Source organism: Allobosea sp. GW822-FHT03F07, from assembly GCF_058801345.1.
Genome location: NZ_JBXAND010000012.1, coordinates 17,157 through 43,438 on the forward strand (window position 1 = coordinate 17,157; position 26,282 = coordinate 43,438).

The window sequence follows — 26,282 nt, forward strand, 5'->3', positions numbered from 1 at the left end:
CGGCGCGCATTGATCGTTTTCGGCAGGCCGCTCAGACCACGATATCGGTGGTCGTGAAGCTGTGCAGACCGGCAACGACGAGTTGGAAATCCGGGCCGTCCGTGCTGGTGATCATGGCTTCGATATAGGTCACGTTGGCCGCCACATCCTGCACGTAATGGACTTGCCCGACGGCCGTCAGGGCGGCGGTGCCGACGAATGTGAAGGCGTCGTTGGCCACCGTCTCCGGCAGGGCATCGAGACGAGACAGATCGATCTTGTCACTGCCCTTCTGGAAATCGGTGATGAAGTCGGAAGGCTGCCCGGCGACGCCGCCGATTTCTGCGGCGGTCCGGAAGATGAAGCGGTCATTGCCCTCCCCGCCCGTCATGATGTCGGCGCCGAGGCCGCCATCGATCTGGTCGGCACCACCGCCGCCGGAGAGGACGTCATTGCCATCGCGGCCGCTGATGATGTTGGCGGCCTCGTTGCCAACGATGGTGTTGGCGAGGTCGTTACCGGTGCCGTCGGCCACCGCCGCCCCAGTCAGTGTCAGGTTCTCGACATTGCTTTTCAGCGTCAGGCTCACTGAGGAGAAGACGCTGTCGATGCCCTCGTCGAGTTTTTCGGCTACGACGTCGCCGACATTGTCCACATAGAAGGTGTCGTCGCCGGCTCCGCCATCCATCCTGTCGGCACCGAGGCCGCCATCCAGGGTGTCGTTGCCGCCGCCGCCCTTCATCAGGTCGTCGAAGGCGCCACCGAGCAGGGTATCGTTACCTTCGCCGGCGTCGAAGGCGATCGTGGTGTCGTAGCCGGCCGCGGCCGCCGCTTCCAGGGTCGAGGCCAGGGTCACGTGGTCTTCGCCACCGAGGCCGGCGTATTGGGAGCCGGGCAAGTAGTCAGATGCCGTGACGCTGTTGAAATCGACCGTGTCGGCATTCTCCGAGAAGAGCGCGCTCAGGACGACGGGCGGAGGCAGGGCATAGGACTGGTCGGCGAACTTCAGGGTTTCGATGCCCTGCAGCACGTCCGTGCCGTCATCGCCATCGGATATCAACGTATCTGTTACCGTGGTGACGCCATCGACGGTGCTGATGGCGTAGCCGCTCATCGCTCCCGAGAACACCGCGATATCCTGGCCAGCGCCGCCATCGATGTGATCGCTCCCCGCTCCGCCGGTGATCGTGTCGTCGCCGTCGCCGGTGTAGACCCAGTCATTCCCGGCATTGGCGATGATCTTGTTGGCCCCGGTGTTGCCATAGATGATGTTGTCCAGGTCGTTGCCGGTGCCCGTCAATGCGGCGGTCCCGGTCAGCGTCAGGTTCTCGACATTGCTCTTCAGCGTGTGGCTGACGGAGGCGAAGACGCTGTCGATGCCCTCACCCAGTTTTTCGGCTACGATGTCGCCGGCGTCGTCGACGTAAAAGACATCGTCGCCGAGGCCGCCATCCATCCGGTCAGCGCCGAGGCCCCCGTCGAGGACATCGTTGCCTGCGCCACCCTTGATCAGGTCAGCCAGCGCGCCGCCGAACACCGTGTCGTTGCCATCGCCTGCATCGAAGGCGACGGTGGGATCATACCCTGCCGTAGCAGCAGCCGCGAGGGTGTCCGCCAAAGTCACATGGTCGTCTCCTCCCAGGCCCGCATACTGGCTGCCTGCGAGATAGCTCGCTGCCGTGACGCCGTTGAAGTCGACGGTATCGGCGTTAAGGGAAAATAGCGGGCTCGCCCCCGCGGGCGGCGGCACCGTATAGGATTTGTCCGAGAACTTCAGGATCTCGACGCCCTGCAGCGTATCGGTGCCGTCGTCGCCGTCCGAGGCGAGCAGGTCGACGACCGTGGTTATGCCGCCGACGGTCGTGATGGAATAGTCGGCGATCTTGCCAGAGAAGACGGCCGTGTCCTTGCCAGCGCCGCCGTCGATATGTTCGTTCCCGAGGCCGCCGGTGACAATGTCGTCGCCCTCGTCCCCATAGATCCAGTCGTCGCCGGCATTGCCCTTGATCTTGTTGACGCCGTCATTGCCAAAGATGACGTTGCCGAGATCATTTCCGGTTGCGGTAAGCGCGGCCACGCCGGTCAGGGTCAGGTTCTCGATATTGCTCTTCAGCGTCAGCGAGACGGACGAGAAGACCGTGTCATTGCCCTCGCCAGCTTTCTCGACGATGAGGTCGCTGGCGGTGTCGACATAGTAGATGTCGTCGCCCGCACCGCCTTCCAGGCGGTCGGCGCCAGCCGCTCCATCGAGGATGTCGTCGCCTGCGCCGCCCCTGATCAAGTCAGCGACCGAACTTCCGAGGACATAGTCGTCGCCCTCTCCGGCATCGAAGGCCACGGCCAGATTGTAGCCGGCCGCGGCTGCAGCCGCTGCATCCGTCGGTAAGGTCACGTGATCGTTGCCGGCATAGCCGAAGTACTGGGTCCCCTCGGTATAGGTCCCGGCGACCACGTCCGCGAAGTCGATGGTGTCGGCGCCGACACCGAACAACGCGCCCTCAGGCGGCGGCACCGTGACGAACACCAGACCATCCGAGAACTTCAGCGTTTCGACGTTCTGGACCGTATCAATGCCGTCCGGTGCGGACGAGCGCAGATCGCTGACTGTCGCGACGCCATCGACAACAGTGATGCTGTAGTCTGCAATCGTCCCCGAGAACGTCGCGATATCGAGCCCCGTGCCGCCGTCGAGAAAGTCGTTTCCGGCGCCACCGATGAGCGTATCGTAACCGGCTCCGCCGTAGATCTGATCGGTGCCTCCCTTGCCGCTCAGCTTGTTCGCGCCGGAATTGCCATAGATGGCGTTGTCGATGTCGTTGCCGGTGCCATTGATGTCGGCAACACCGGTCAGGGTCAGATTCTCGACATTGCTCTTGAGCGTGAAGGTCACGCCGCTGACGACGGTGTCGATACCTTCATTGGCCTTCTCGACCACGACATCGCCCGAGCCCGAGACGGACGTGACGTCGACATAATAGGTGTCGTTGCCCTTTCCGCCTTCCAGACGGTCGGAGCCACCGCCGCCGTTGATGATATCGTCTCCCTCCCCACCCTTGATCCGATCGTCGAGCGATCCACCGATGACGATGTCGTCGCCCGCGCCCGCATCGAAGGTCGCGCTGCTGTCGTAGCCGGCGGCCAACGCAGCCGCCTCGTCGAAGGGCAGGTAGACCTCGTCGTCGCCGCCGAGAGCCGAGTAGAGCGAGAGCGGGGCATAGGTACCGTTCGTAATGGTTGCGAAGTCCGCGAAGTCGCTGCTCGCGCCGAAGAGTGGTGGCAGGCCCGGGCCGAGTGGATCGAAGGTTCTGTCGCTGAACTGGAGCAGTTCGACCCCTTGAAGGGTATCTGTCCCCTCGTCGCCGTCGGCCGGATTGATGTCACGTACCGTGATGCTGCCGCCGGAGACGATGACGCTGTAGCCTGCGAAGGCACCGCTGAAATGGGCCGTGTCGTAGCCGGCTCCCGCATCTATGAAGTCATCGCCGGCGCCGCCGGTGACCGCGTCGTCACCCGCATCCGCCCAGATCTCGTCATCTCCCGAGCCGCCGGTCAGGGCATCGTTGCCACCGCCGCCCGAGAGGATATCGTCGCCTGCGCCGCCGTCGACAACGTCGTTGCCGGCATCGCCACGCAGGATGTCGTGACCGTCGCCGCCCTGGACGACGTCGTCGCCTTCGCCTCCGAGGACGACGTCGTCGCCGCCGCCGCCGCTCAGCGTGTCATTGCCAGCAAGCCCGACAAGTTCGTCGCGTGCATTGGTGCCGTTGAGGGTGTCTGCGGATGCCGCGTTGTCCTGGCCGGTCTGCAACGTGCGTGAGATGTCAATTCCGATCTCGGCGAGAGCCGATACCAACATGCGGTCGGCCGCCAACGCGCGGGATGCGCCGGTCAGGTGAATGCCATCCGCCAGCGTATTGAGGTCGGTCGCAAGCGCCCCGATATCGACATCGGCCATCGCGCTCGCGACCTGATGCTGGGCAACGCGGATGTCGTCATATTGATCGTCATTGTTGCCATGAGGGCCAAGCTCCTGAATCAGCACCGATTTCGGGTCGAAATCGGTCAGAACCCTGTTCATGAAAGTCGTCAGTGCGCTGGCATAGGTCGAGGTCGAGACCCCGCCGGAAGCATCCGTTTCGCCCTGTCCCCAAAGCACGAACTCGGCCGAACCGCCGACCTTCTCCAGTAGAGAAAGCGCCGTCGCGTAAAGCGAACCCGGCGCCGTATCCATCCAGTAGCCATTGCCCTTGTCGGCGGCTTTCGTCAGCGCGGTGCCACCTTCAGCCGCATTGACGATGAGGACCGGCACGCCCACCTCCGCCGCGTAGCCCGCGACGAACAACCGGGAAGCAGCACCATCGACAGCGCTGATCGCACCACTCGACGACATCTCGTAGGTGCTCGGCGTGTTCGAAACCGCCGTCGATCCATCGAACCAGCGCTGGATATTGGACTGCCCCATCACGAAGATCACGGCGCCCACGGCCAGCGCCTCCGAGGTGACCGAGCTGCCGTTCTTCACCTCCAGCGTATAGCCGTCGCCCTGGGGGATTCCGCTCAGCGACCCACCGCTGGTCCAGTCGATGACGACATTGCCATTGCTGTCGAGAACGCGGGCTTGCTCGCCGGTGAAGGTCAGCGAACCAGTCGTTCCGTCACGTTGAACAAAGATCATCACGCCTCTCCAGGGGACGGGCGGGGAAACGCCCGGCGGACTGAAAAAGTAGGGAAATCTGGCCGGCGCGGCGACACCGCCTATAGGTGGACCACCTTATTGAGGCGGGCTCGCAGGCTCCGACGAAATGGGTAGCGGGGTAAGCCCAGATTCCTGTGGGAATCCCGGCCAGGCGCCTTTTGCGCGGCCAGCGCCGGATGGCGGCAGGGCTTCGCGGAAATATCGCATGGTCTGGCCACCGGACGAGAGCAGCAGTGCGGGAAGCGGTTGCGCCGCGCCCCTATGCGATGAAGGTCTTGACCATGCGCTCCGTCATGACGGAGACGGAAAACGTCGCATGGGCCCAGTCCCGGGCGCGGGCGCACATTGCGGCCCTCCGCCGCGGGTCGGCATGCAAGGCCAGCACCAGGTCAGCCACGTCCTGTGGATCCGGCTCACCATCGCGCAATGGCAGAACGAAGCCCGTCTCGCCGGCCAGGACGGTTTCCGCGGCACCGCCGGCGGGCGTCGTGATGACGGGAACGCCTGCGTGCTGCGCCTCGATCAGGACGTTCGGCAAGCCTTCGACGGCCGAGAGCAGCGCAAAGGCATCCATTCGGCTGAGCCAGTAGCCGACGGACTGCGAGCGCCCCGTGAACAGCACACGATGGGCTATGCCGAGTTGCGAGGCGTAGTCGATGGCGGCGGCCTTGAGCGGGCCGTCGCCGACCAGGATGAACCGCATCGCCGGCTGCGACCGCAGCATCGCGGCGGCGGCGTCGAGCCACAGAAATGGGCGCTTGTTCTCGTCGAGGCGCATCACGCTTCCGACCGTGAAACACCATCCGGCCGTGGCGGCGTCGAACGCCGACGATTTTGCGAGGTCTTCGGGCCGCGCGACATCGTCGAGCGCATCGACGCCATTATAGATGACATCGACACTGCCTTGCTCGAGTTCGAGCCATTCCTCGTAACGCCGGGCGGCGGTGTTGGAATTGGCGACGAGCCTGACGCTGGGCAGCGCCAGCAGCGACCTGAAGACGACTTCATATTCCGGCCGGTAACGATCGGGGCGGTCGATCGGGGGCAGGCTGCGCACCGTCAGAACGATGCGCGGAACCCGCGCGATGGCGGCAGCAAGGCCGGCGGCGAGGATCGAGCCGTCCTGCCAGATATGAACCACGTCGGGCGCCAGATAGCGGATGCTGTCGGCAAGCCGGGTGGTGCCGTCGATGATCTGCTGCGGCAGAAAATGCAGGGCCTCGCGAATGGGCGCAACGACGGATTGTCCCTCGTTGCCGCCAAAGGCCTCGAAATCCGCATATTCATAGACGGGGATGTTCTGGGAGCGCAGGCTGCCCTCGAAGAAATCCGCCGCTTCGCGAGACCGGAGCGAACGGCAGAAGATGTTCAGCGGGCCGATCACATCATAGCCCGCCGTCGCCTCGCCGCTATGAATCGCGCGCTGGAGGGCTCCTGCGGTCACGGCGAACTGCCGCTCCGCCCCGCCCGCCCCGAGCGACCCGATGATCATGAGGACCGAGCCGACGAAACTGCGCCGTTCCGGCCGTAGCACCGGCTGGCGGCCGAGGTCCTCGAAAATTCCGGACAGGATGGCGTCCGAGGCCCGCCCCTCTCTGAAGCCCGGCGACAGGGCGCGCAACTGCTGCAGTTTGGCCTCGACAGGCGCGAGAGCCTTGGCGAGCTTCGGCGAGGTGCCCCGCGACTTGCGTGCTCCATCGAGAACGCTGAAGGCTCTCCAGACCTCCCCCCGATTGAGGAGCGATTTGGAAAAGGCAATCGCAGCGGCGCAGTCACGCTCATCCGAAGCCAGAAGCGCTTCGAAAGCCGCATCCGCCCGCGCGAAGATCTTCAGCTCGTCCCATCCCCAGGCATAGGCCAGCAACCCGCCGGCAGAACTGGGGCGCTCGGGAAATCGCTCTTCCATCAGCCGCAATGCGGCTTCGCGCCCCTTGTCTCGCGCGGTCCAGCGCAGCAGCAGCCGCAGCGCCTCGACGGACATCGGGAACCGCTGCTGCACGCCGGCCCAAACCGCACGGGCGTCGACCTCCTTGTCAGCGATCTCGATCACACGGGCCGCCAGCACCTGCAGGCGTTCGCAGGATGGATAACGCGCCACGAGGACCAGAAGACGATCCAGGGCGGCCGGCGCCTTGTCCCCCTGGTGAGCCAGACGCGACAGATCCGAAGCGGAAGCCAGCACCCGTGTATTCGGCTGATCGGCGCCCAGCCCCTGGGCCTGGCCGAGCAGAACGTGACCCGTAATGGGGTCAGGCGCGCCACCTCCTTTAAATTCCTGCCTGTCGCGAGCCGGGCGAATGCCCTGGGCCGCCTTTCCCCGAACCGGAGGAGAAGCCAGGAGTTGCTCGAACGCCACGCGCATCAAGACGGTTGAAACCTCGTGCTTGGATCAAACCTGATGGTGATCGCGATACCAGGCGACGAATTCGGCGATGCCCGTCGAGATCGGTGTCGCCGGCCGGTATGCGGTGAGCTCGCTCAGGAGCGAGGCATCCGCATAGGTCCTCGGCACGTCGCCGGGCTGCATCTCCCGGTTGACGCGGATCGCCTTGCGGCTGGTTGCCGCTTCGATCTCCTCGACGAAATCGAGCAGCGCAACGGGGTTCTCGCTGCCGATATTGACCACGCGAAACGGGGCCACCGGCGAAATGGAATCGCACTCCAGCGGAGTGTCTCCTCGCTCGCCCGGAGGCGTGTCGACGAGCCGAACGATGCCTTCGACGAGATCGTCGATATAGGTGAAGTCGCGCTCCATCTTCCCGGCGTTGTAGAGCTCGATCGGCTTGTCGTCGAAGATGGCGGATACGAACTTGAACAGCGCCATGTCCGGGCGGCCCCAGGGGCCATAGACGGTGAAGAACCGGAAGGCGGTCGTCGGGATGTCGAACAGATGCGCGTAGGAATGCGCCATCAGTTCCGCCGATTTCTTCGTGGCCGCATAGATCGTCATCGGATGGTCGGCCCTGTGCCGCTCCGAGAACGGCATCTCCTCGTTGCCGCCATAGACCGAACTCGTCGATGCCAGCAGGAGATGAGCCAGCCCGGTTCGCCTGGCATTCTCGAGGATATTGAAGGTCCCGACCACATTCGAGGTGATGTAGCTGCCCGGATTCTCGAGGCTGTAGCGGACGCCGGCCTGCGCGGCGAGATGGATGACGACCTCGGGCCGGGCCTCGTCCCAGACACGCGCCACGCCCTCGGCATCTTCGAGCATGATCTCATGGGCGCTGAACGAGGCCGATTGAAGCAGCATCGCGTGGCGGCGTCGCTTGTACTCGACATTGTAATAGGAGGTCATGCCATCCAGGCCGACCACCTCATGCCCATCGCGCAACAATCGCTTGGCGACATGGAAGCCGATGAAACCAGCCGTCCCAGTGATCAAGAATCGCACAAACCAGTCCTCCGCCCAAATGCCAGCCTGTCGGCAAGGCTCAGATGATCCAAACGGATTCCGGGCGCGCGCTACAGACCGTCAAATGTCGACGGGGCTACGCATAAAGAGGAGTTCGCATTGAATTCATCGGGGCGGCTCGCCAAGAGACGAAATCTCTATTCTCCATTTCTACTACCTAAGGCGTAGGCGACCTCCCGTTGTTGAATTGCGGGTGGTTGATCCGGCTGTATCCTGTCGGAATTCAGTGAACGTCGCGTCGGCGGCGAAGGTTGGGAGTTCGCCGGTGCAGGGGATTCTGAGCAAGGCGCACATAGGGCTCTTGCCACATGGGGTCGCCGCAATCGCGACGATCTGGGCTATGGCGGTAGCGGCAAAGCCTGCCCTGGAGCCGTCCGCTTTCCTCGAAAAGGCCAACGCGGCCGCAGCCGGCGCGCGCTGCGAGGACGCTTTCCCGACCCTGTCGCCGGACGGCACCGTCGCGACCAGTGCGCTGATCGGCAGCGTCGGGGGCTTCGCTGCCGGCACCACCGGAGGTCAGGGAAAACCGCTCATCGTCGTGGCCAATGCGGCCGACGCGAAATCGTCGCCTGGCCGGCCCGCGCCGGCTGGTTCGCTTCGGGCCGCTGTCGACCTGGCCCGTCAACGCGGCGGCGGCTGGATCGTGTTCGGACCTGAACTCAAGGGACGGCAGATCCGCCTCGAAGCCGGGTTGCAGCTCCCTTCGAATGTGACGATCGACGGCGGTTGCACGCAGGTCGAAATCATCTCCAATGCGCGCATCACGCAGTTGGGGATTGCCGGCGCCGAGAACATCATCGTCAAGGGCCTGATCTTCGCCCGGGACGTCTATGACGACAAGGAGGACAAGACCGGCGACGCCGTCGGATTGACCGGCAGTTTCGATCGTATTGCCGTGCTGCACAACAATTTCCGCCGATGCGGTGACGGATGTGTCGATATCGTCCGCAAGGACCGCATCACCGATGTCACGTCGCGCGTCACCGTGGCGTTCAACCATATCGAGAATCACAACAAGGTCATGCTGGTCGGCACCCTGACCTGCTACAAGGATCGCACGGCGCAAGGCTGCGACAATCCCAATGCAAATCTCGACGGACCGTTGAAGCCCAGCATCTTCGTGACGATTGCGGGCAATGTGTTCGATCGCACCAGCCAGCGGCACCCGAAAGTCGTATCCAACGCAGCCGTCCATTTCGTCAACAATCTCGTCGTGCTGGCACCGACGCATTACTCGACCGGCGAAGACAGTGCCGTCTATGGCGCGGCGGCCGGCGGCGGCGGCGTGCTGGTGGCGGAGGGGAACATCTTCGTCAATGCGTCGAACGGGACGCGTGTCGGCGCGGGGTCGATCTCCGCGGTGCGGGCCGCCAATGGCGGGGGCAGCGAGCCGGACGGGGTCGTCGCGCTGCGGGACAATGCCCATGTTGGTTACATTCGCTTCTCGGAGAAGGAGCCGGCCCGGGCGCTCGCATTCGTCTCCCTGGACCGCAAGCCGCTCATGGTGCCCGAAGCCGATCCGCTGGAGCTCGCCACCTGCCTGCTTCGAAAGGCTGGCGTTACGGGAGGCATCAAGCCGTGGCCGCTGGTTTGCACAACACCATAACGGCCGATGGCGGCGCAGCGACGCGTGTCGGCATTCTCAGTGCCGGGCTATGGCGCCTGCGACACGACATCGCCCGCCTTCTCAATGCCGAGCCCGTCTTGATGGGAGGGCATTTCCGGCCTGTCGATGCAATCGTCGGCTGGGGCTTCAAGCCGACAGCGGCGCATGCCCGCGCGCTGGCCCGACGCAGTGAGCTTCCCTACATCGCCCTCGAAGACGGGCCGCTCAGATCGGTCCTGCCGAGCGTCGGAGCATCGATGTCCTACGTCGCCGACGATCTCGGCATCTACTACAACACCGCTCGACCCTCGCGCCTGGAACATCTGATCCGCAGTGGCTTGCACATGAACGAGACGCTGATGGGGCGTGCTCGCGATTGCGCCGCGCGAATGCGCGCGCTGCGCGTATCGAAATACAACGATACCTGCCCGCCGGCGCATTGTTCATCGGCTCTGGATCGCGCGCCCTCGGGCAAGGTTCTCGTCGTCGACCAGACTGAGGGGGATGCTTCGATCACGGGAGCAGGCGGGAAGCGTTCTGACTTTACGTGGATGCTCCGTTCGGCCCTCGAGCGGTTCGGCCGCGACAATGTCGTCGTGCGCCCGCATCCGGAAACGCTGGCGGGACGAAAGCCCGGCCATCTTGTCCCGCTCGCCCGGGATCTCGGCGTCGCGATTGCGGATGGCCGTCACATCGTCTGGGATCTGCTCGACGGGTTCGAGCACGTCTTCACCGTCTCGAGTCAACTCGGGTTCGAGGCGCTTCTCGCCGGTCGCGAGGTGACCTGCTTTGCCACGCCCTTCTATGCGGGCTGGGGCGTAACTCGCGATGAGGCCACGGTGCCGCGCGGGACATGCACCGTCGAGGAACTGATCGCCGCGACGCTACTGCTGTATCCGCACTATCTCGACGCCTGGGACCGGACGCCGATCAGCTTCGAGGAAGCCGTCGAGCAGCTCGCTTTCCTGCGCGACCGCTACTGGGAGAATGACAGGCCGACCATCACCGTCGGCTTGTCTCGCTGGAAGCGCAAAGCCGTCAGCCCCTTTCTCGAAGGCCGCCATGGCCGCCCCCTCCATGTTCGCCGCCTCGCCTCCGCTATGGACAAGACCCAGGGCCGGGATGGCCGGATTCTCGTGTGGGGCCACAGAGACACCGGTGCGGCGGACCGTGCCGCGATCCCCGTCATCCGCGCTGAGGACGGTTTCATCAGGTCTCGGGGCCTCGGCTCGGCCTTCGTTCCTGCTTCGTCCTTCGCTCTCGACCAAAGCGGGATCTATTACGACAGCGGGAGGACCAGCGACTTCGAGCGTCTGGCCGAGGCCGGCGTCGGCGATCCCGAGATCCTGGCGCGCGCGGAGCGCCTGAGGGAGGCGATCGTTTCCGCCCGGCTCAGCAAGTACAATACCGGCAGATCGGTTTCTCTGCCTTCGGCACCCGGGCAACGGCGCATCCTCGTTCCCGGCCAAGTCGATGGCGATGCATCGCTCACGCTCGGCTCGGCTCGACTGCAGCGCTCGATCGACCTGCTGGAGTCCACAAGGCGCCGCCACCCTGACGCCTTCATCCTGTTCAAGCCGCATCCTGACGTCGAGCACGGTTATCGGCCTGGCCGGGTCAGCTTGCGCGAGGCCCTGGCCCATGCGGACGCAGTCGTTTCGGACGCCCCTATGCCCGATCTGCTCGATTGGTGCGATGCCGTCGAAACGATGACGTCCCTCACCGGCTTCGAGGCACTCTTGCGTGGAAAACCTGTAACGACTCACGGCATGCCCTTCTATGCCGGATGGGGCCTGACGGATGATCTGGCGACCTGCGCCCGCAGGACCCGTCGTCTCAGCATCGATGAACTCGTCGCAGTCGCCTTGATCATCTATCCGCGCTATGTCGATCCGGTGTCGGGAAGACCGTGCCCGGCGGAGGTTCTCGTCCGGCGCATTCGGAGCCAGCTCGCGGCACCACCAAGTTTGATGAATGTCGTCGCTGGCAAGGCCCGCCACATCATCGCGCGGACTCGGCGAATGATCATGTCCGGACCGATGCTGAACTGATGGCGCGTATGGGCGCAACACCCATTCGCAAGGCCCGTTCGCAAGGCCCGCGCCACGGCAGGTTTTTACGGGAGATCACCTTGGGGCCCATATAAAATACTGATTGTATTGATCCTTATGATAAATCTCGCTGATGCTGGCACTAATTATCGTTGTCTGAATAGTGGTCCGATTCATCCCTCAGAGTGGCTTCCAGCAGTTCGCGCAGGTGCCGAACCGTCCCCAGGCTCTCTCCGCAGCCGCGACAGAACATCTCAGCGTCGTCATGTGGCCAATTGGGTAGGCTTATAGATGTCGTTCCACAGTCTTCGCATCGAATGGCATTGGTACTGGCGCTCATCGCGTTCCCTCCAAGAGCCGCAATTCATGTTGCAATAATTGCACCAGTTTGAGGCGCTATTTCCACTGATGGTGCGAATTTTGCTTTGCTCATAGCGGCGCAGAAATTTGAGGCTGTGCAATGCGATCGTGGCTCGCACCGTTCAAGATCCGTCCGCTCCGTTTTGTGCTCGTGGCCCGGCCTGTTTGGGAACTCCGAAAAAACCGCGACCTAAGCCGACTTTACCGGATTGACCGCGCGAAACGCTTGCTGCACGAACGCTGAGGTTCACAATAGTGCTCGAGATGGCAGGGGTCTCTGCGTCGATCAATCGAGCGTATTTATGTTGTCCCAATGCGAAAATCGCAGGCCAGATTTTCCTATAAGAGCAGTCTGAGCATCAAAAATCGACGGAAGACTCATAATCGATAGAGTTATTGTAATTTTTAATTGAAGAATGAAATATATTTGTCATTTTAATAAATAAACGTCATTATATTTTACAAAATCTATTGAGTTTTTTAGATATGTATTTTTTTAAATACAATACACTCAAACAATTTCCAATTATTTTCGATTGTCATTATCGATTTCTCGTATCGATCTATAGCTAGAAACCCATCAACAGCGAGATGACGGCTCCGCAATGAGCGAAGGCAACTTCATTTGTTGGGGGAGTCGATTGCGAACCTAATTTCCAATCTCGCTCGCCGAGATCGGGTAGGCGGGCAGCGCCCGCCTTTACCAATGGTACGGGCGGGTGCCGCCCCGCCTGATGGCTCAGGCTACGTCTATTGGACAGATCGCGAGGGTAGCAACCAGATCGTGTACTTCGAAAAGATGACGAGCATTTCTCAACACTTGCTGGCGATACCCGCAAGACTGACCTAACGTTTCTGGGTGTTTCCATCGAAACCCTTCAGATACCTGGACTGCCCTACATCGTCATCCAGAAGGCGTCCTGACATGGTTCCGCCTGTAGCCTATGACGTCATGGTCGAAGCCGAGCGCCCAGCGGGCATCAACTATCTCGGCCCGCTTGTGCCCTACCCCGAATTCGCCCCGGCATATGGCTTCACCAACGACCGTGTAGATTCGAGCGCAATGGCGCAGACGACGAAAGTTCGGTGGAGGGACATCGCCCGAGCCGCCATGGCCCCGCCGCGCGTGTTGATCACGACCTTCCCGCCCCGCTTCCCCGGCAAGACCGTCCCAACCAATGCGGGGGCGCAAGCAACAGGTCTCTCCGCGCTCAGCCGAGCGGGGGCCAGGAGTGCGATCGCCCCGATCCTCAAGGCTTTCCTCGACATGCGCAATGCCGTGTGCCACGCCACCAATGAGGAAAAGTGGATGCCCGGCACGGCGGACCGTGGCCAAGCAGGCAGCGTCGGCATCATCCATACTGGCGGACAGCGGTTCCGCTTGATGGGTGTGACCTGCCCCGGTTGCGAGCCCCGGTTCTCGTGATCTGGTTCGGCATCGTCTGGATGGCCTGCCTCGCGCTGTTTCTCGAACTGGCGGACAGGGCTCCGGTCATCGACTGAACCCATCGCCCATGCTTACCACAGCCAAAGCAGCCTCGTCCGAAGACTATATGCGGATAGACAAACGCGAGGGCAACGCCTCGGTTTGCGGGGGCGATACCGAGAGCCTGAACGCTGGCTCGCAACTGAGCGCTTATCCATCGAGGAGCACTTGGAGCCGTCGACGACGTGCGTGAAAACTCAGCAGTCGGCAGGACTAGTCTGGAAACGATCTAAAATATTGATATTGCACAGATATTCTTCTCGACGTATTGGCTATGCTCCCCCTTGGCTCGGTCAATACGCATCTTCCGATGAGTCCCATAGCCTCAGAGTCCTCATCGCGGCTGGTCGAGGCCTGCTATGGCGAATTGCTGCGCTTCGCACGCCGGCGGCTCGGCGGAGGACATGTGGCCGATGACCTCGTCCAGGAGGCATGTCTGCGCTTTACGAGCGCACCGACGCCGACGATCGCCAAGCCGCGCGCCTTCCTGCATCGCATCCTGGCCAATCTCGTGATCGATCATCAGCGCCGGCAAGCGCGGCAGCCGCTCACGCCTCTCGACGAGGTTGAAGCGGCCGATCCCGCAGCCAACGCCGAAGATGCCCTGATCTGGCGCGAGCGGTTGGCGATCCTGTCGCGCGCGGTCGAGGAATTGCCGCCACGCTGCCGCGAATGCTTCGTCATGCGCCGCTTCGACGACCTCTCGCAGGACGAAATCGCGAGGCGGATGGGGATCTCGCGCAACATGGTCGAGAAGCATCTGCGCGCTGCCGCACTGCATTGCGCTCGCCGGCTGCGCGAGCACGATTGACCAGAGGCCCCTCTTTGCCGTGTAAGCTCCTGTTTCTTCGCTGCCGGTCGTCTAACGAGTCAGCAGGCAATGGCAGGCAGGCGGAACGGCCGGATGACGGATACAGACGAGGCGATCAGGGACGAGGCGGCAGCCTGGTATTTTCGGCACGACGCCGGAACCCTGTCTCCGACCGAGGATGCCGCCTTCCGGCACTGGCTCGCGGACCCACGGCATCGCGCGGCTTATGACGAAATCGCGCTAACATGGGCGGCGCTGGGCGAAATCGAGCGCCCCGCTGCCGCGCCGGCGACGCAGCGCCGGTCTTGGCGCAGGTCATGGCGCTGGGCGCCGCTCGGCGCAGCGCTGGCGGCGATGCTGGCGATCGCGGTCCTCGACGGCTCGTGGTGGGCCCGCTGGCGCTCCGACGTCGTGACCGGCATCGGCGAAACGCGCGAGTTCGTTCTGGCCGATGGCTCGCGGGTCGACCTCAACACCGACAGCGCGCTGGAGATCCGCTATGGCGAGCAGGAGCGCCGGATTCGTCTGGTCGAGGGAGAGGCGCTGTTCACGGTCGCCAAGGATACGGCGCGGCCGTTCATCGTCGAGACTGCATCGGGCTCGGCCGCCGCGCTCGGCACGATCTTCTCCGTCAGGCAGACCGGCAGCGAGACCGTCGTCACCGTGCTCGAGAGCCGGGTCGCGGTCGCCCCGGCCGCGGCGGCCGGGCAGGCTGCGGCTGTCTCGTCCGGCCAGAGCGCGCGGTTCTCGCGCACGCGGATCGCCTCGGTCGAGATGGTCGATGCCGAGGCAGAGACGGCCTGGCGGCGCGGCAAGCTGATCTTCGTCGACAGGCCTCTCGGGGAAGTCGTCAGCGAACTCAACCGCTACCATCGCGGTCTCATCCGCATCGTCGACCCTACGCTCCACAGCCACCGCGTCAGCGGCGTCTTCGAGACGAAGAACCCGCTGCATGCGCTCGATCTGATCCAGGCATCCCTCGGCCTGCGCGCGACCAGGCTGACCAGCTACCTCGTCCTTCTCCATCGCTGAGAATTTTTCCGCAGACCGACCTCCTCATTCGGCGAGCCGCGTCGTCATAGCAGCAAGCGGGCGAAACAGGCCCCGCGGATGCGTCGAACGGAGATCGGTATGAAGGCGTCGAGGACGGGGCGGTTCGCGTCCCTGATGTGGAGCGCGAGCATCGCAGCATTGCTGTCGGTGCCGTGCGTGGTCCTGCCGTCGTCGGCGCAAGCCCAGCAGGCAGGCACGGCTGCGCAGCGGGACTTTTCGATTCCAGCCGGCCCCTTGGCCGGCGCCCTCAACCGTTTCGCCGATGCCGCGCAGATTCAGCTCATCTATAGCGGAGGCGTCACGCGCGGCCGTTCCAGCACGGGTCTCTCGGGTCGTTACACGATCCAGCAGGGTCTCGCGCAGCTTCTGGCCGGGACGGGCCTGACCTACCGCTTCTCCGGCCCGGACAGCGTGACTATCGCCTGGGCCTCGAGCGGCGGCACGGTGTCGGCGCCGGAGAGCACGATCGCGCTCGACACGGTCGAGGTGCGAGGCCAGGGCGACAGCGTCGGCTATGTCGCGCGCAGCAGCACAGCCGGCAGCAAGACCTCGACGCCGCTCATCGAAACGCCGCGCTCCATCAGCGTCGTCACCCGCCAGGAGATGGACGATCGCGTCGTGACGAGCGTGCCGGAGGCGCTGCGCTATACGGCTGGCGTGACGACGGGCGCCTTCGGCTTCGATCCGCGCTTCGACCAGATCTATGTCCGCGGTTTCCCGATGACGACGCTGGGTGACTTCCGCGACGGCCTGAAGCAGTTCCCGGCGGGCTTCACGACCTTCCGCACCGAGCCCTACGGCCTCGATCGCATCGAGGTGATCAAAGGGCCGGCCTCGGTGCTCTACGGCCAGAGCGTTCCGGGCGGCATCGTCGACAGGCGCTCGAAGCTCCCGACGGACTACAATATCCGCGAAGTCACCGCGCAGATCGGCACCTATGGCCGGCTGCAATCGGCCTTCGATATCGGCGGCCCCGTCGACCCCGACAAGACCATGCTCTACCGCGTCGTCGGCCTCGGGCGCGTCGGCGACACCAATTTCGAAATCGCCGATCAGCGCTTCATGATCGCGCCGTCCTTCACCTGGCGCCCGACCGCTGCGACCTCGTTGACCTTCTACGCGCTCTACCAGCAGGACGAGAGCGACGCGAGCGCAGCCGCGCTCAACAGGAACGGGCAGCTCCTGAAGTTGCGCGCCAGCGATCCGCATTACGACTATCTGAAGCAGAAGCAGGGCCAGATCGGCTACAGCTTCGAGCACAAGTTCAATGACGTCTTCGCCTTCCGTCAGAAGGTCCGCTACAGCCAGATCGATGCGGAATCGCGCTATCTGAGCGGCAGCTTCGCCAGCGCGGCTTCGACGATCTACAACCGCGGCGCCGTGTCAGTCGGTGACCGGCTGACGAGCTTCCAGATCGACAACAATCTCGAGGCGAACTTCCGCACGGGTCCGGCCGCCCACAAGCTGCTGCTCGGCCTCAACTACGACTACAATCTCTGGCATTTCGGCCTGGGGTTCGGCCCCGTCCTCTCGGACTATGCCTTCGACATCACCAATCCCCGCTACGGCATCTCCGGGCCGACTCCAGCCTATACGACGCGCACGCGCTCGCAGCTCGAACAGCTCGGCCTCTACGTTCAGGACCAGATCAGTCTGGGCAACTGGCGCCTTGCGCTGAGCGCGCGCAAGGACTGGACCGATCGCAACCAGAGCAACCAGATCACCGACACGGTGACGGCGGCGAACCGCAACGACGCCTTCACCTATAGCGCAGGCCTGCTCTATCTCTTCGACAATGGCTTCGCGCCCTATGTCAGCTACGCGACCTCCTTCCAGCCGGTCACCAGCCAGGGGCTGAACGGCGCCGTGCTCGAACCCTCGGAAGGCGAGCAGATCGAAGCCGGTGTGAAGTACCAGCCCAGCGACGGCAGCTTGTTGCTCACCGCATCCGCCTATCAGTTGAAGGAGAAGAACACTCCCAAGGTCGGCGGCTATGTCGGCGCCCTGCCCTACTATGTTTCGGTCGGCGAGGTGACGGTGCGCGGCATCGAGCTGGAAGCCAAGGCGCGCCTGCTCGATGGGCTCGACCTGACGGCAGCCTACACCTTCTCCGACGCCGAGATCACCAAGACGACGGTCGCCAGCGAATATGGCCAGACCCCTGCGGTGACGCCGCGCCATGTCGCCGCGCTGTGGCTGAACTACAATGTCCAGAGCGGACCGCTCGCCGGGTTCGGCGCCGGCGTCGGCATGCGCTATGTCGGCGAGACCTGGACCACCAATGAGAACATCGCGAAGAACGATGCCTACACGCTGTTCGACGCCGTGCTCCGCTACGACTTCGGCAAGGTGAGCCCGCAATTGGCGGGCCTCAGCGCCTCGGTCGCGGCGAACAACATCGCCGACAAGCAGGTCAGCGTCTGCAATGCCGGCTACTGCTATCTCAGCCAGGGCCGCACGGTCATCGGCACCTTGACCTATCGCTGGTGATGGCGGGCGGAATGCCGGTCTCGCGGCGGTCGCTGTTGCTCGGCTGTGCCGCGGCGGCGATCACACCGCCAGCCTATGCAGCCGGTCCGCAGAGGCGGCTGGCGGCGATGGACTACGGCCTCGCCGAAACATTGATCCGTCTCGGCTGCCCGCCCGAGGCGCTCGTCGCGTCACAGGATTGGGAGCGCTGGGTAGTCGAGCCGACGCTGCCGGCCGAGACCGTCAATCTAGGCACCAGCCGGGAGCCGAACCTCGAAATTCTGCAGGCGCTGCGGCCCAACGCGATCATCAGCACACCCTATCTCGCAGGCATCCATCACCGGCTCGAACGGATCGCTCCGGTGATTTCGCTGCCGGTCTATGTGCCCGAAGGCCGGCCGCTCGCTTTGGCGGGGGAAGCCGCCACGCGGCTCGCCACCCTGATCGGAGACCCGGACGCCGCGGAACGCCTGAAGGCCGAGGCCGAGGCGGTGTTCGCGCAAGCGCGCGCAGCACTGAGCGGCCGGCCGCTGCCGCCGGTCTATCTCGTCAACTTCATGGATCAGCGCCATGTGCGGGTCTACGGCGCGAAGAGCCTGTTCGACGACGTGCTGCGTCGGATCGGCCTGACCAATGCCTGGACCGGACAGACCAACTACTGGGGCTTCGCGACCGTCGGCATCGAGGCCCTACAGACGGGTGCCGATGCGCTGCTGATCTATTTCGATCCGGTCCCGCCCGGCGTGCTGTCCTCGCTCTCGGGAAATCCGATCTGGCAATCGCTGTCTTTCGTCAGGAGCGGCCGGAACTATCGGCTTCCGCCCGTGCTGATGTTCGGCTGCATCCCTTCGGCGATGCGCTTCGCGCGATTGATCAGCGACACAGTCGTCGCGTCGCGAGGCTGAGCGATGAGAGCGCTGACAGGCGAGGCCATCCCGGCAAGCCCATGGCGGCTCGCCCTGCCGCTCTTCGCGGCGGCATTCGCGCTCTCGCTCTGGACCCTTGCCGCGAGGCTGCCGCCCCAGCAATGGCCGAGCCTGCTGACGGCCGGCGCCCATGGCGACATGAACATCCTAATTTTGCAGCAATCGCTGCTGCCGCGCATGGTCGTGAGCATTCTCTGCGGAGCGGCGCTCGGGCTGGCCGGTACGGTTTTCCAGCAGGTCCTCCGCAATCCACTCGCGAGCCCGATGACCCTCGGCGTCGCGGCCGGCGCCAAGCTCGCGCTTGGCCTCGCGACGGTGCTGGGCGCGCCGCTCCTGTCGACTTTGGGGCGCGACGGCATCGCCTTCATCGGCGGGGCGGCGGCGATGGCGGCGACGGTCGCGCTCGCCTGGCGGCGTGGCCTTGCGCCGCTCGTCCTGGTGCTCGGCGGCCTCGTGCTCGGCCTCTATTGCGGTGCGCTCTCGGCGCTCCTGCTGCTGTTCAAGGAGCACTACCTCCAGGGTCTCTTCCTGTGGGGCAACGGCTCGCTTATCCAGCAAGGCTGGGATGTCGCGCAGGCGCTTAGTTGGCGGATCACCCTGCTCGGCCTCCTCGCCATCCTGCTGATCCGGCCACTCACTCTGCTAGCGCTCGACGACGAGGGCGTGCGCAGCCTCGGTCTCTCGCTCCACCTCGCAAGGCTCACGGCGCTCGCCGTCGCCGTGGCCCTGAGCACGGTCGTCGTCAGCCTCGTCGGCGTGATCGGTTTCATCGGCCTGGTCGCGCCCGCCATCGCCCGGCTGGCCGGCGCGAGACGACTGGACGAGCAGATGCTGTGGGCGCCTGTGATCGGCGCCGGATTGCTGTGGCTGACCGACCAGCTCGTGCTGCAGCTCGGTGGACAGGGTGGCAGCCCCTTGCCGACCGGCGCGGTCACGGCCCTGTTCGGGGCGCCCGTTCTGCTGTGGCTGCTGCCACGCCTGCGCGCCACCGCCTCGCTCCCGACCGACAGCCCTCGCAGCGAGCTGCGCAGCCGACATCCGGGCCTGATCCTCGCCTTGCTCGCCCTCGGCCTGGCGGCGACGGTCGCGATCTCCCTGACTTTCGGGCGCTCCGCGACGGGTGGCTGGTCCTTCGCCTGGGGCGAGGCTTTCACAGCGCTCTCGCCCTGGCGGCTGCCACGCACCGTGGCCGCGCTTGCCGCCGGCGTCATGCTCGGCCTTGCGGGCGTGATCCTGCAGCGGCTCCTGCGCAATCCGATGGCGAGTCCGGAAGTGCTGGGCATCAGCGCCGGTGCCGCCTTCGGCCTCATCGTGGCGCTGTTCCTGTTGCCGGCGGTGAGCCGCCACCAGCAACTCGTCGCCGCAACAGCGGGTTCGGCCGCGATCCTCGCGGTGATGCTGGCGCTGGGGCGCCGGTCAGGCTTCACGCCGGAGCGCACCTTGCTTGCCGGGATCGCTATCGACGCCCTGCTGGACGCACTGGTCGGCGCCTTGCTCGCCGGCGGCGACCCCCGCGCAATGCTGCTGATGAGCTGGATGACGGGCTCGACCTATGGTGTCGACGAAACGCAGATGGCGTGGGCGGCCGGGGTCGCGATCGTTCTCGTTGGGCCCGTGTCGATGCTGCTGCGCTGGCTCGACCTGATGATCCTGGGCGATGCGACCACGCAGGCGCTCGGCGTCCGACTGTCTCTGGCGAGGCTCCTGCTACTCCTCCTGGCTGCGGCGCTGACCGCTACCGCTACGCTGATCGTCGGACCGCTGACCTTCGTCGGCCTGATGACGCCGCACTTTGCCCGGCTGCTCGGTCTGCGTCGCGCGATGCCACAACTCGCCGCGGCGGCGCTTTCCGGCGCGCTCGTGATGGTCGCCGCCGACTGGCTCGGCCGCGTCATCGCCTTTCCCTGGCAGATGCCGGCCGGGCTGATCGCGACGCTGATCGGCGGGCCGGTGCTGTTCGTGCTGCTCGCAAGGAAATGACGATGGAACGCGCGCCGCCGCTCCCCGAAACGATCCAGTTCGATCTCGCCCCCGGCAAGGGGGGCTCGCCCTATCGCATCTTTCTGCGGATACCGCCCGGGTCGCCACCCGCGTCGCGCTGGCCTGCGATCTACCTCCTCGACGCGAATGCCGTGATCGCAACGACAGTAGAAGCCTTGCGCGTGCAGGCCGCCTATCCGCTCGGCACCGGCATTCGCGATGCAGTGGTGGTCGGCATCGGCTATCCGACCGACGGTGCCTATGACAGCGTGCGCCGCTCATGGGACTACGGTCCGCCGCCCGGCAAGACCTACCCGCCGCATAGCGAGGGCGGTCCCGATGTCCGCACCGGCGGCGCGGAAGAATTCCTGGCCTTCCTCGAAGACGAGCTGAAGCCCGAGATCGCCCGGCGCGTGCCCATCGACCGAAACCATCAGGCGATTTTCGGCCACTCCTTTGGTGGCCTCTTCGTGCTCTACGCCCTGTTCACGCGCCCACAGGCCTTTCGTGACTGGATTGCGATCAGCCCCGCGATCTGGTGGGAGGGGTACAATCTGCTGCGCCACGCGACAGCGCCGCAGGCGCCCGCCCGCATCCTGCTCGGCGTCGGCGAATATGAGCAGGCGCTCGCCCCCTTCCAGATCGGGGCGCCCGATGAGGACGCCCGGCGCCAGCGCCTTCAGGAGGCGCGGACGATTGACGAAACGCATGCCATGGCCGTGCGGCTGCAGAGTGCCGGTCGGCCCGTCGAATTCGCCGTATTCGAAGGCGAGACGCACATGTCCGTGCTGCCCGTCGCGATCAACCGCGCAATCCGCTTCGCCCTCGGGCCACAAGCGGAGGGCCGTGCGTGAATCGGATCGAGCAAGGATCCGACTTCAACACCGGTGAAGCGGCCTCGGCTCAGCAATTCTAACTCGAGCTTGCCGGCAGCGACACGGCTCGGCCGCGCTCCGATCATCGTCGTGAAGCTCTGCTTGCCCAAGCTCGCCTCGATGCGCCTGACGATCTCGGCTTCGGCCTGCGGCGCATCGCTCATGACGAACTCGTCAGGCGGCCGCGCGGGCACTTTCATGGCGTGCGACATGGGCGATCGCAGCGCGAAGATCAGCGATGCCGGAGCCTGCCGCAACGCAATGCTCGGCGAGATGGCGGCGGAACTGGCGTGCGCCCGGGCGCCCCGGGAAGAGCCCGACGAGATGGCGCGTGAACGCATGCAGCCGGCCGCCGGCTTCCAGATGCGCGGCCAGATGCGGTTCGAGCGCCTCCAGCATGGCGAAGGCGTCGGAAACCGGCGCGGCCTCGCCAAAGAGCAGCGGATCGACCTGCAACAGGATCTCGGGGTTCTGGTAGGCCTCGCGGCCGATCATGACGCCGTCGAGATGGACGAGATGGCCGGCCCATTCCTCGGGGCCGCGGATGCCGCCATTGATGGCGACGAGCAGATCAGGGTTCGCAGCCTTCAGGCGATAGGCGCGCTCATAATCGAGCGGCGGAATTTCGCGGTTTTCCTTGGGAGAGAGCCCTTGCAGCCAGGCCTTGCGGGCATGGACGACGAGCGCGCCGCCGCCGGCCTCGCGAACGGCGGTGGTGAGCGCGTCGAGCGCGGCTTCCGGGTCCTGATCATCGACGCCGAGGCGGCATTTCACCGTGACCGGGATCGACACGGATGCCTTCATCGCCGCGACGCAATCGCCGACCAGCGCCGGCTCGCGCATCAGGCAGGCGCCAAAAGCGCCGCCCTGCACGCGGTCGGAGGGGCAGCCGCAATTGAGGTTGATCTCGTCATAGCCGAAATCGGCGCCGATCCGGGCGGCTTGCGTCAGCAGGTGGGGATCATTCCCGCCGAGCTGGAGAGCGACGGGATGCTCCATTGCGTCGAAGCCGATCAGCCGCTGCCGGTCACCCCGGATCACGGCCTGCGCCGTCACCATCTCGGTATAGAGCCGGGCGCGGCGCGACATCAGGCGATGGATGACGCGGCAATGCCGGTCAGTCCAGTCCATCATCGGCGCAACGGAGAAGCGCAAAAGCTCTGGCGAAAGCGAGGTCATGGCGGCTGACTAGCGCAAAACCGGCCTTCGCGCATCCCCGGCGCGTGAGGGCTGGCCTTGCGCCGGCCGGGCGGCCGGGCAAGATGGCGGCCTGTGAAGGCGGTCTCGCAGCCGCGCCGAATGCGAAGGGGCCGCATGTCATGGCCGAGGCAGCGCCATCTCGAGCAGCACACCATCTCGTCGTCGTGGGTGGAGGCTTCGCCGGGCTGCAGCTCGTGCGCGATCTCAAGGGTGCCGGCCTGCGGATCACGCTGATCGACCAGCGCAACCACCATCTCTTCCAGCCGCTGCTCTATCAGGTCGCGACGACGATCCTCGCCACGTCCGAGATCGCCTGGCCGATCCGGCGGCTGTTCCGGGAGCGAGCGGATGTCACGACGCTACTGGCGGAGGTGACGGGCGTCGATGCGGATGGCCGGCAGGTCCTGCTCTCCGACGGCTCGACCATCGGCTACGACACGCTGGTTCTCGCCACCGGCGCGAGGCACTCCTATTTCGGACGCGACGAATGGGAGGCGCTGGCGCCGGGGCTGAAGACGCTGGAGGATGCGACGACGATCCGCCGGCGCATGCTGCTCGCCTTCGAGCAGGCCGAGCGCGAGACCGACCCGGCCGCGCGCCGCGCGCTCCTGACCTTCGCGGTGATCGGGGCAGGCCCCACCGGCGTCGAGCTCGCCGGCATCAAAGCCGAACTCGCCAAGCAGGTCCTCTGGCAGGAATTCCGCCACATCGACACGCGCGAGGCGCGGATCCTGCTGATCGAGGCGGGGCCGCGCGTGCTGGCCGCCTTCCCGACCTCGCTGTCGGACTATGCGAAGGCGGCGCTCGACAAGCTCGGCGTCGAAGTCCTGCTCGGCAGGCCGGTTTCGGACATCCGGGCGGACGGGGTGACGGTCGGGGAGGAGTTCGTCGGCTGCCGCACGGTCGTCTGGGCGGCCGGCGTCGCGGCCTCGCCCGCCGCCGCCTGGCTCGGCATGCCGGCGGACCGGGCGGGACGGGCCATCGTCGATGCGAATCTGAACATGCCGGGGCGGCCCGAGATCTTCGTTGTCGGCGATACGGCTGCTGTCCCGACCGCCGACGGCAAGCCGGTTCCCGGCATCGCGCCAGCCGCCAAGCAACAGGGCGCCCATGTCGGGCGGGTGATCCGTGCGCGTCTGGCGGGTCAGCCGGCGCCGCCGCCCTTCCGCTATCGCCATCAGGGCAATCTCGCAACCATCGGCAAGAGCGCGGCGGTGGTCGATTTCGGTTGGCTTCAATTGCGCGGCTGGATCGCCTGGTGGTTCTGGGGCATCGCCCACATCTTCTTCCTGATCGGCGCACGCAGCCGCGTCGCGGTCGCCTGGAGCTGGTTCTGGACCTTCATCTCAGGCCAGCACAGCGCCAGGCTGATCACGCAGGGGCGCAAGGGGCCCGAGGCGAAGCCCTGACGCTCACGCTGCCAGCAGCCCGAGCGCCCTTTCGATGCGCGAGCAGGCGCCACGCGCCCTCGCCTTGTCGTAAGCGCGCTTGAGCCGACCGGTGGCATGGGCGCGCAGCACGATCTCGTGGACATAGCTCTTGCGCACCACGGCCGGCGTGTTGACCAGCCGCTCGGAGATCGCCCGCATGATGTCGGCGAGCTGGCGCTTCTTGCCGGTTTCGGTCGCGACCGTTTCGCCGGCCAGAAGCAGTTCGGCCGCTGCGGCATTGGCGGCGAGCATGCGCAGATCCTTGCTGCTGACCGGCAGGCCGCTGACGCGCTTGAGATAGGCGTTGATCTCGCTCGCCCTGATCTCGGCGACGCTGCCGTCGTCGCGGCGATATTGCAGCAGGCGCCGGCCCGGCAGGGCCATGACACGGGTCAGGGCGCGCGCTAGCGTCCGGTCCTCATGGGCGCAAGCGATCTGCTTGCCGCTCTTGCCCTTGAAGGCGAATTCGATCCGGTTGCCCGCGATCGTGACGTGGCGCTTCAGCAGCGTCGAGGCGCCATGGCTGCCGTTGGCCCTGGCATAGGCTTCGTTGCCGACGCGGATATGGCAGCGGTCGATCATCGCTGCGGCGCAGGCCAGCGCCTTGTCCCGGCTGAGCTTGCGACCCCGGAGATCGCGCGCGACCGCCATTCGCAGCTTCGGTAGCGCATCGATCAGGCATTTCAGCCGCTTGAGCTTGCGGCGCTCGCGGACCTTCTCCCAATCCGGATGGTAGCGATGCTGGATGCGGCCGGCCTCGTCATGGCCGACGGCCTGGAGATGCGCGCGCGGATCGGCTGCGATGCGGACGTCCGAATAGGCCGGAGGGATGGCCAGCGAGCGGATGCGGGCGAGCGTCGCCGGATCGGTGATGCGCTCACCGTCGCCGTCGCGATAGCTGAAGCCCTTGCCGGACTTGCGGCGGGTGATGGTCAGCCTGTCCGCCGAACTGCGTTTGAGGCGAGCCGAAGGCGCCGGGGCAGGATCGGCTTCGTCGAAGATCACGCGCGCCATGACAGGAACTCCGGGATTGCCCGGATTCAATCGCGAAAGCCCCGTCCGGTTCCGGACGGGGCTTCGTTTTCTGTCCCGCGATGGCGGCGTGCCGCCCGTCAGCGCTTGGCGCGGGCCACGATCTGCGTCGGGTTGACGAAGCGCAGCGCAATCAGCAGCCAGACCAGCGTCGTCACCATGTAGATCACCGCCATGGCGTCAATCGACTGAACCGCGCGCACACCGGCGGCGAAGACGGCGTAGTAGAGCGCGACGACCAATGTCTGGCTGGTCGGGCCGGCGGTGAGGAAGGTCAGCTCGAACATCGCGATGGTGCGCACCAGCACGAGCAGCAGCGCCGCCAGGATGCCCGGCGCCAGCAGCGGCAGCAGGATGTAGATGAAGAGCTTGAAGGTGTTGGCGCCGAAGACGCGCGCCGCAGCCTCGATCTTGGTGTCGATCTGCTCGATGAAGGGGATCATCACCAGGATGACGAAGGGCACCGTCGGCACGAGATTGGCGAGCACGACGCCCGACATCTGGCCGGCCAGTCCCGCCCGATAGAGCACCGTCGCCAGCGGAATGCCGAAGGTGATCGGCGGCACCAGCAGCGGCAGCAGGAAGAGCAGCATGATCAGCTTCTTGCCCGGGAAATCCCGGCGCGCCAGGGCATAGGCGGCCGGGACGCCGATCAGGCCGGAGAGGAAGACCACCAGGAAGACGATCTGGAAGGTGACCGAGAGCACATCGTAGAGCTGGAACTCGTCCCAGGCAGAGGAATACCAGCGCGTGGTCCAGCCTGCCGGCAGCCAGGTGCCGAGCCAGCGCGTGGCGAAGGAACTCGTCACCACGGTCGCGATCATCCCGAACAGGTTCAGGATGAAGAAGGCGATCACGGCCCAGTTGGCGAAGGCCCAGAGACGGGTCGAAAGGCGGGTGTCCTTGACCATCG

Annotated in this window: 17 protein-coding genes; 11 read left to right on the forward strand and 6 right to left on the reverse strand. The window is 65.2% G+C overall.

The genetic code is table 11. The annotated features are described in order from the left end of the window. Positions 1-31: 31 nt before the first annotated feature. Entirely contained in the window at positions 32-4,441 is a 4,410-nt protein-coding gene (locus AC1RMY_RS23645) for a sialate O-acetylesterase (RefSeq protein ID WP_492868842.1), read from the reverse strand. Here AC1RMY_RS23645 and AC1RMY_RS23650 point away from each other — a divergent pair. Then, a complete protein-coding gene (locus AC1RMY_RS23650) occupies positions 4,377-4,514 on the forward strand; it encodes a hypothetical protein (RefSeq protein WP_492868844.1) in 138 nt (45 codons plus the stop codon). The genes AC1RMY_RS23645 and AC1RMY_RS23650 overlap by 65 nt on opposite strands. A 420-nt stretch (positions 4,515-4,934) precedes the next feature. Here the strand turns inward: AC1RMY_RS23650 and AC1RMY_RS23655 are convergent, their stop codons facing one another. Both AC1RMY_RS23655 and AC1RMY_RS23660 read right to left on the reverse strand, forming a co-directional pair. Then, on the reverse strand, positions 4,935-6,773 hold the full coding sequence (locus AC1RMY_RS23655; protein WP_492868760.1) for a glycosyltransferase: 1,839 nt from the start codon (positions 6,771-6,773) through the stop codon (positions 4,935-4,937). 291 nt (positions 6,774-7,064) lie between these two features. Continuing rightward, positions 7,065-8,069, reverse strand: coding sequence for an NAD-dependent epimerase/dehydratase family protein (locus tag AC1RMY_RS23660; protein ID WP_492868762.1), 1,005 nt, complete (start codon positions 8,067-8,069; stop codon positions 7,065-7,067). 286 nt (positions 8,070-8,355) lie between these two features. On the opposite strand from AC1RMY_RS23660, the gene AC1RMY_RS23665 reads away from it, so the two are divergent. The 9 genes from AC1RMY_RS23665 to AC1RMY_RS23705 all read left to right on the forward strand — a co-directional run bounded on the left by AC1RMY_RS23665 (position 8,356) and on the right by AC1RMY_RS23705 (position 21,686). Further along, positions 8,356-9,696: a hypothetical protein gene (locus tag AC1RMY_RS23665; RefSeq protein WP_492868764.1), complete on the forward strand. Its 1,341-nt coding sequence runs from the start codon at positions 8,356-8,358 to the stop codon at positions 9,694-9,696. Further along, positions 9,669-11,747, forward strand: coding sequence for a capsule polysaccharide biogenesis protein (locus AC1RMY_RS23670; RefSeq protein ID WP_492868766.1), 2,079 nt, complete (start codon positions 9,669-9,671; stop codon positions 11,745-11,747). The genes AC1RMY_RS23665 and AC1RMY_RS23670 overlap by 28 nt, the downstream gene beginning before the upstream one ends. A gap of 1,285 nt (positions 11,748-13,032) precedes the next feature. Continuing rightward, positions 13,033-13,533 carry a hypothetical protein gene (locus tag AC1RMY_RS23675; RefSeq protein ID WP_492868768.1) on the forward strand — a complete coding sequence of 167 codons (501 nt, stop codon included), beginning with the start codon at positions 13,033-13,035 and terminating at the stop codon, positions 13,531-13,533. A 370-nt stretch (positions 13,534-13,903) separates the two neighbouring features. Continuing rightward, positions 13,904-14,404, forward strand: a complete 501-nt coding sequence (locus AC1RMY_RS23680; RefSeq protein ID WP_492868769.1) for an RNA polymerase sigma factor — start codon at positions 13,904-13,906, stop codon at positions 14,402-14,404. A 93-nt stretch (positions 14,405-14,497) separates the two neighbouring features. Then, positions 14,498-15,436, forward strand: coding sequence for a FecR family protein (locus AC1RMY_RS23685; RefSeq protein ID WP_492868771.1), 939 nt, complete (start codon positions 14,498-14,500; stop codon positions 15,434-15,436). Positions 15,437-15,535: 99 nt separating this feature from the next. Then, positions 15,536-17,947 carry a TonB-dependent siderophore receptor gene (locus AC1RMY_RS23690; protein WP_492868773.1) on the forward strand — a complete coding sequence of 804 codons (2,412 nt, stop codon included), beginning with the start codon at positions 15,536-15,538 and terminating at the stop codon, positions 17,945-17,947. An 11-nt stretch (positions 17,948-17,958) separates the two neighbouring features. Further along, positions 17,959-18,831 (forward strand): ABC transporter substrate-binding protein, encoded by an 873-nt coding sequence (locus AC1RMY_RS23695; protein ID WP_492868775.1) that lies wholly within the window; start codon positions 17,959-17,961, stop codon positions 18,829-18,831. Between the two features lie 3 nt (positions 18,832-18,834). Next, positions 18,835-20,832 carry a Fe(3+)-hydroxamate ABC transporter permease FhuB gene (fhuB, locus tag AC1RMY_RS23700; RefSeq protein ID WP_492868777.1) on the forward strand — a complete coding sequence of 666 codons (1,998 nt, stop codon included), beginning with the start codon at positions 18,835-18,837 and terminating at the stop codon, positions 20,830-20,832. A gap of 2 nt (positions 20,833-20,834) precedes the next feature. Continuing rightward, the gene (locus tag AC1RMY_RS23705) at positions 20,835-21,686 is read left to right on the forward strand and encodes an alpha/beta hydrolase (protein WP_492868779.1); all 852 of its coding nucleotides are present in this window, start codon (positions 20,835-20,837) and stop codon (positions 21,684-21,686) included. 195 nt (positions 21,687-21,881) lie between these two features. On the opposite strand, the gene dusA is transcribed toward AC1RMY_RS23705, so the two are convergent. Then, entirely contained in the window at positions 21,882-22,886 is a 1,005-nt protein-coding gene (dusA, locus tag AC1RMY_RS23710; protein WP_492868780.1) for a tRNA dihydrouridine(20/20a) synthase DusA, read from the reverse strand. A gap of 140 nt (positions 22,887-23,026) precedes the next feature. Here dusA and AC1RMY_RS23715 point away from each other — a divergent pair, with 140 nt between their 5' ends. Further along, a complete protein-coding gene (locus AC1RMY_RS23715; protein WP_492868782.1) occupies positions 23,027-24,316 on the forward strand; it encodes an NAD(P)/FAD-dependent oxidoreductase in 1,290 nt (429 codons plus the stop codon). 3 nt (positions 24,317-24,319) lie between these two features. Here AC1RMY_RS23715 and AC1RMY_RS23720 read toward each other — a convergent pair whose 3' ends face one another. Continuing rightward, complete coding sequence (locus tag AC1RMY_RS23720) at positions 24,320-25,351, reverse strand: DNA topoisomerase IB (protein WP_492868784.1); 1,032 nt, start codon at positions 25,349-25,351, stop codon at positions 24,320-24,322. Between the two features lie 98 nt (positions 25,352-25,449). Continuing rightward, the gene (locus tag AC1RMY_RS23725; RefSeq protein ID WP_492868786.1) at positions 25,450-26,280 is read right to left on the reverse strand and encodes an ABC transporter permease; all 831 of its coding nucleotides are present in this window, start codon (positions 26,278-26,280) and stop codon (positions 25,450-25,452) included. Between the last annotated feature and the right edge of the window lie 2 nt (positions 26,281-26,282).

Excerpts from the sequence above, each read along its gene's own strand:
- AC1RMY_RS23695 (WP_492868775.1), top strand. The coding sequence starts at position 17,959 with ATGCCGGTCTCGCGGCGGTCGCTGTTGCTCGGCTGTGCCGCGGCGGCG.
- dusA (WP_492868780.1), bottom strand. The coding sequence starts at position 22,886 with ATGACCTCGCTTTCGCCAGAGCTTTTGCGCTTCTCCGTTGCGCCGATG.
- AC1RMY_RS23685 (WP_492868771.1), top strand. The coding sequence starts at position 14,498 with ATGACGGATACAGACGAGGCGATCAGGGACGAGGCGGCAGCCTGGTAT.
- fhuB (WP_492868777.1), top strand. The coding sequence starts at position 18,835 with ATGAGAGCGCTGACAGGCGAGGCCATCCCGGCAAGCCCATGGCGGCTC.
- AC1RMY_RS23715 (WP_492868782.1), top strand. The coding sequence starts at position 23,027 with ATGGCCGAGGCAGCGCCATCTCGAGCAGCACACCATCTCGTCGTCGTG.
- AC1RMY_RS23690 (WP_492868773.1), top strand. The coding sequence starts at position 15,536 with ATGAAGGCGTCGAGGACGGGGCGGTTCGCGTCCCTGATGTGGAGCGCG.
- AC1RMY_RS23705 (WP_492868779.1), top strand. The coding sequence starts at position 20,835 with ATGGAACGCGCGCCGCCGCTCCCCGAAACGATCCAGTTCGATCTCGCC.
- AC1RMY_RS23675 (WP_492868768.1), top strand. The coding sequence starts at position 13,033 with ATGGTTCCGCCTGTAGCCTATGACGTCATGGTCGAAGCCGAGCGCCCA.
- AC1RMY_RS23725 (WP_492868786.1), bottom strand. The coding sequence starts at position 26,280 with ATGGTCAAGGACACCCGCCTTTCGACCCGTCTCTGGGCCTTCGCCAAC.
- AC1RMY_RS23720 (WP_492868784.1), bottom strand. The coding sequence starts at position 25,351 with ATGGCGCGCGTGATCTTCGACGAAGCCGATCCTGCCCCGGCGCCTTCG.
- AC1RMY_RS23645 (WP_492868842.1), bottom strand. The coding sequence starts at position 4,441 with ATGGGGCAGTCCAATATCCAGCGCTGGTTCGATGGATCGACGGCGGTT.
- AC1RMY_RS23680 (WP_492868769.1), top strand. The coding sequence starts at position 13,904 with ATGAGTCCCATAGCCTCAGAGTCCTCATCGCGGCTGGTCGAGGCCTGC.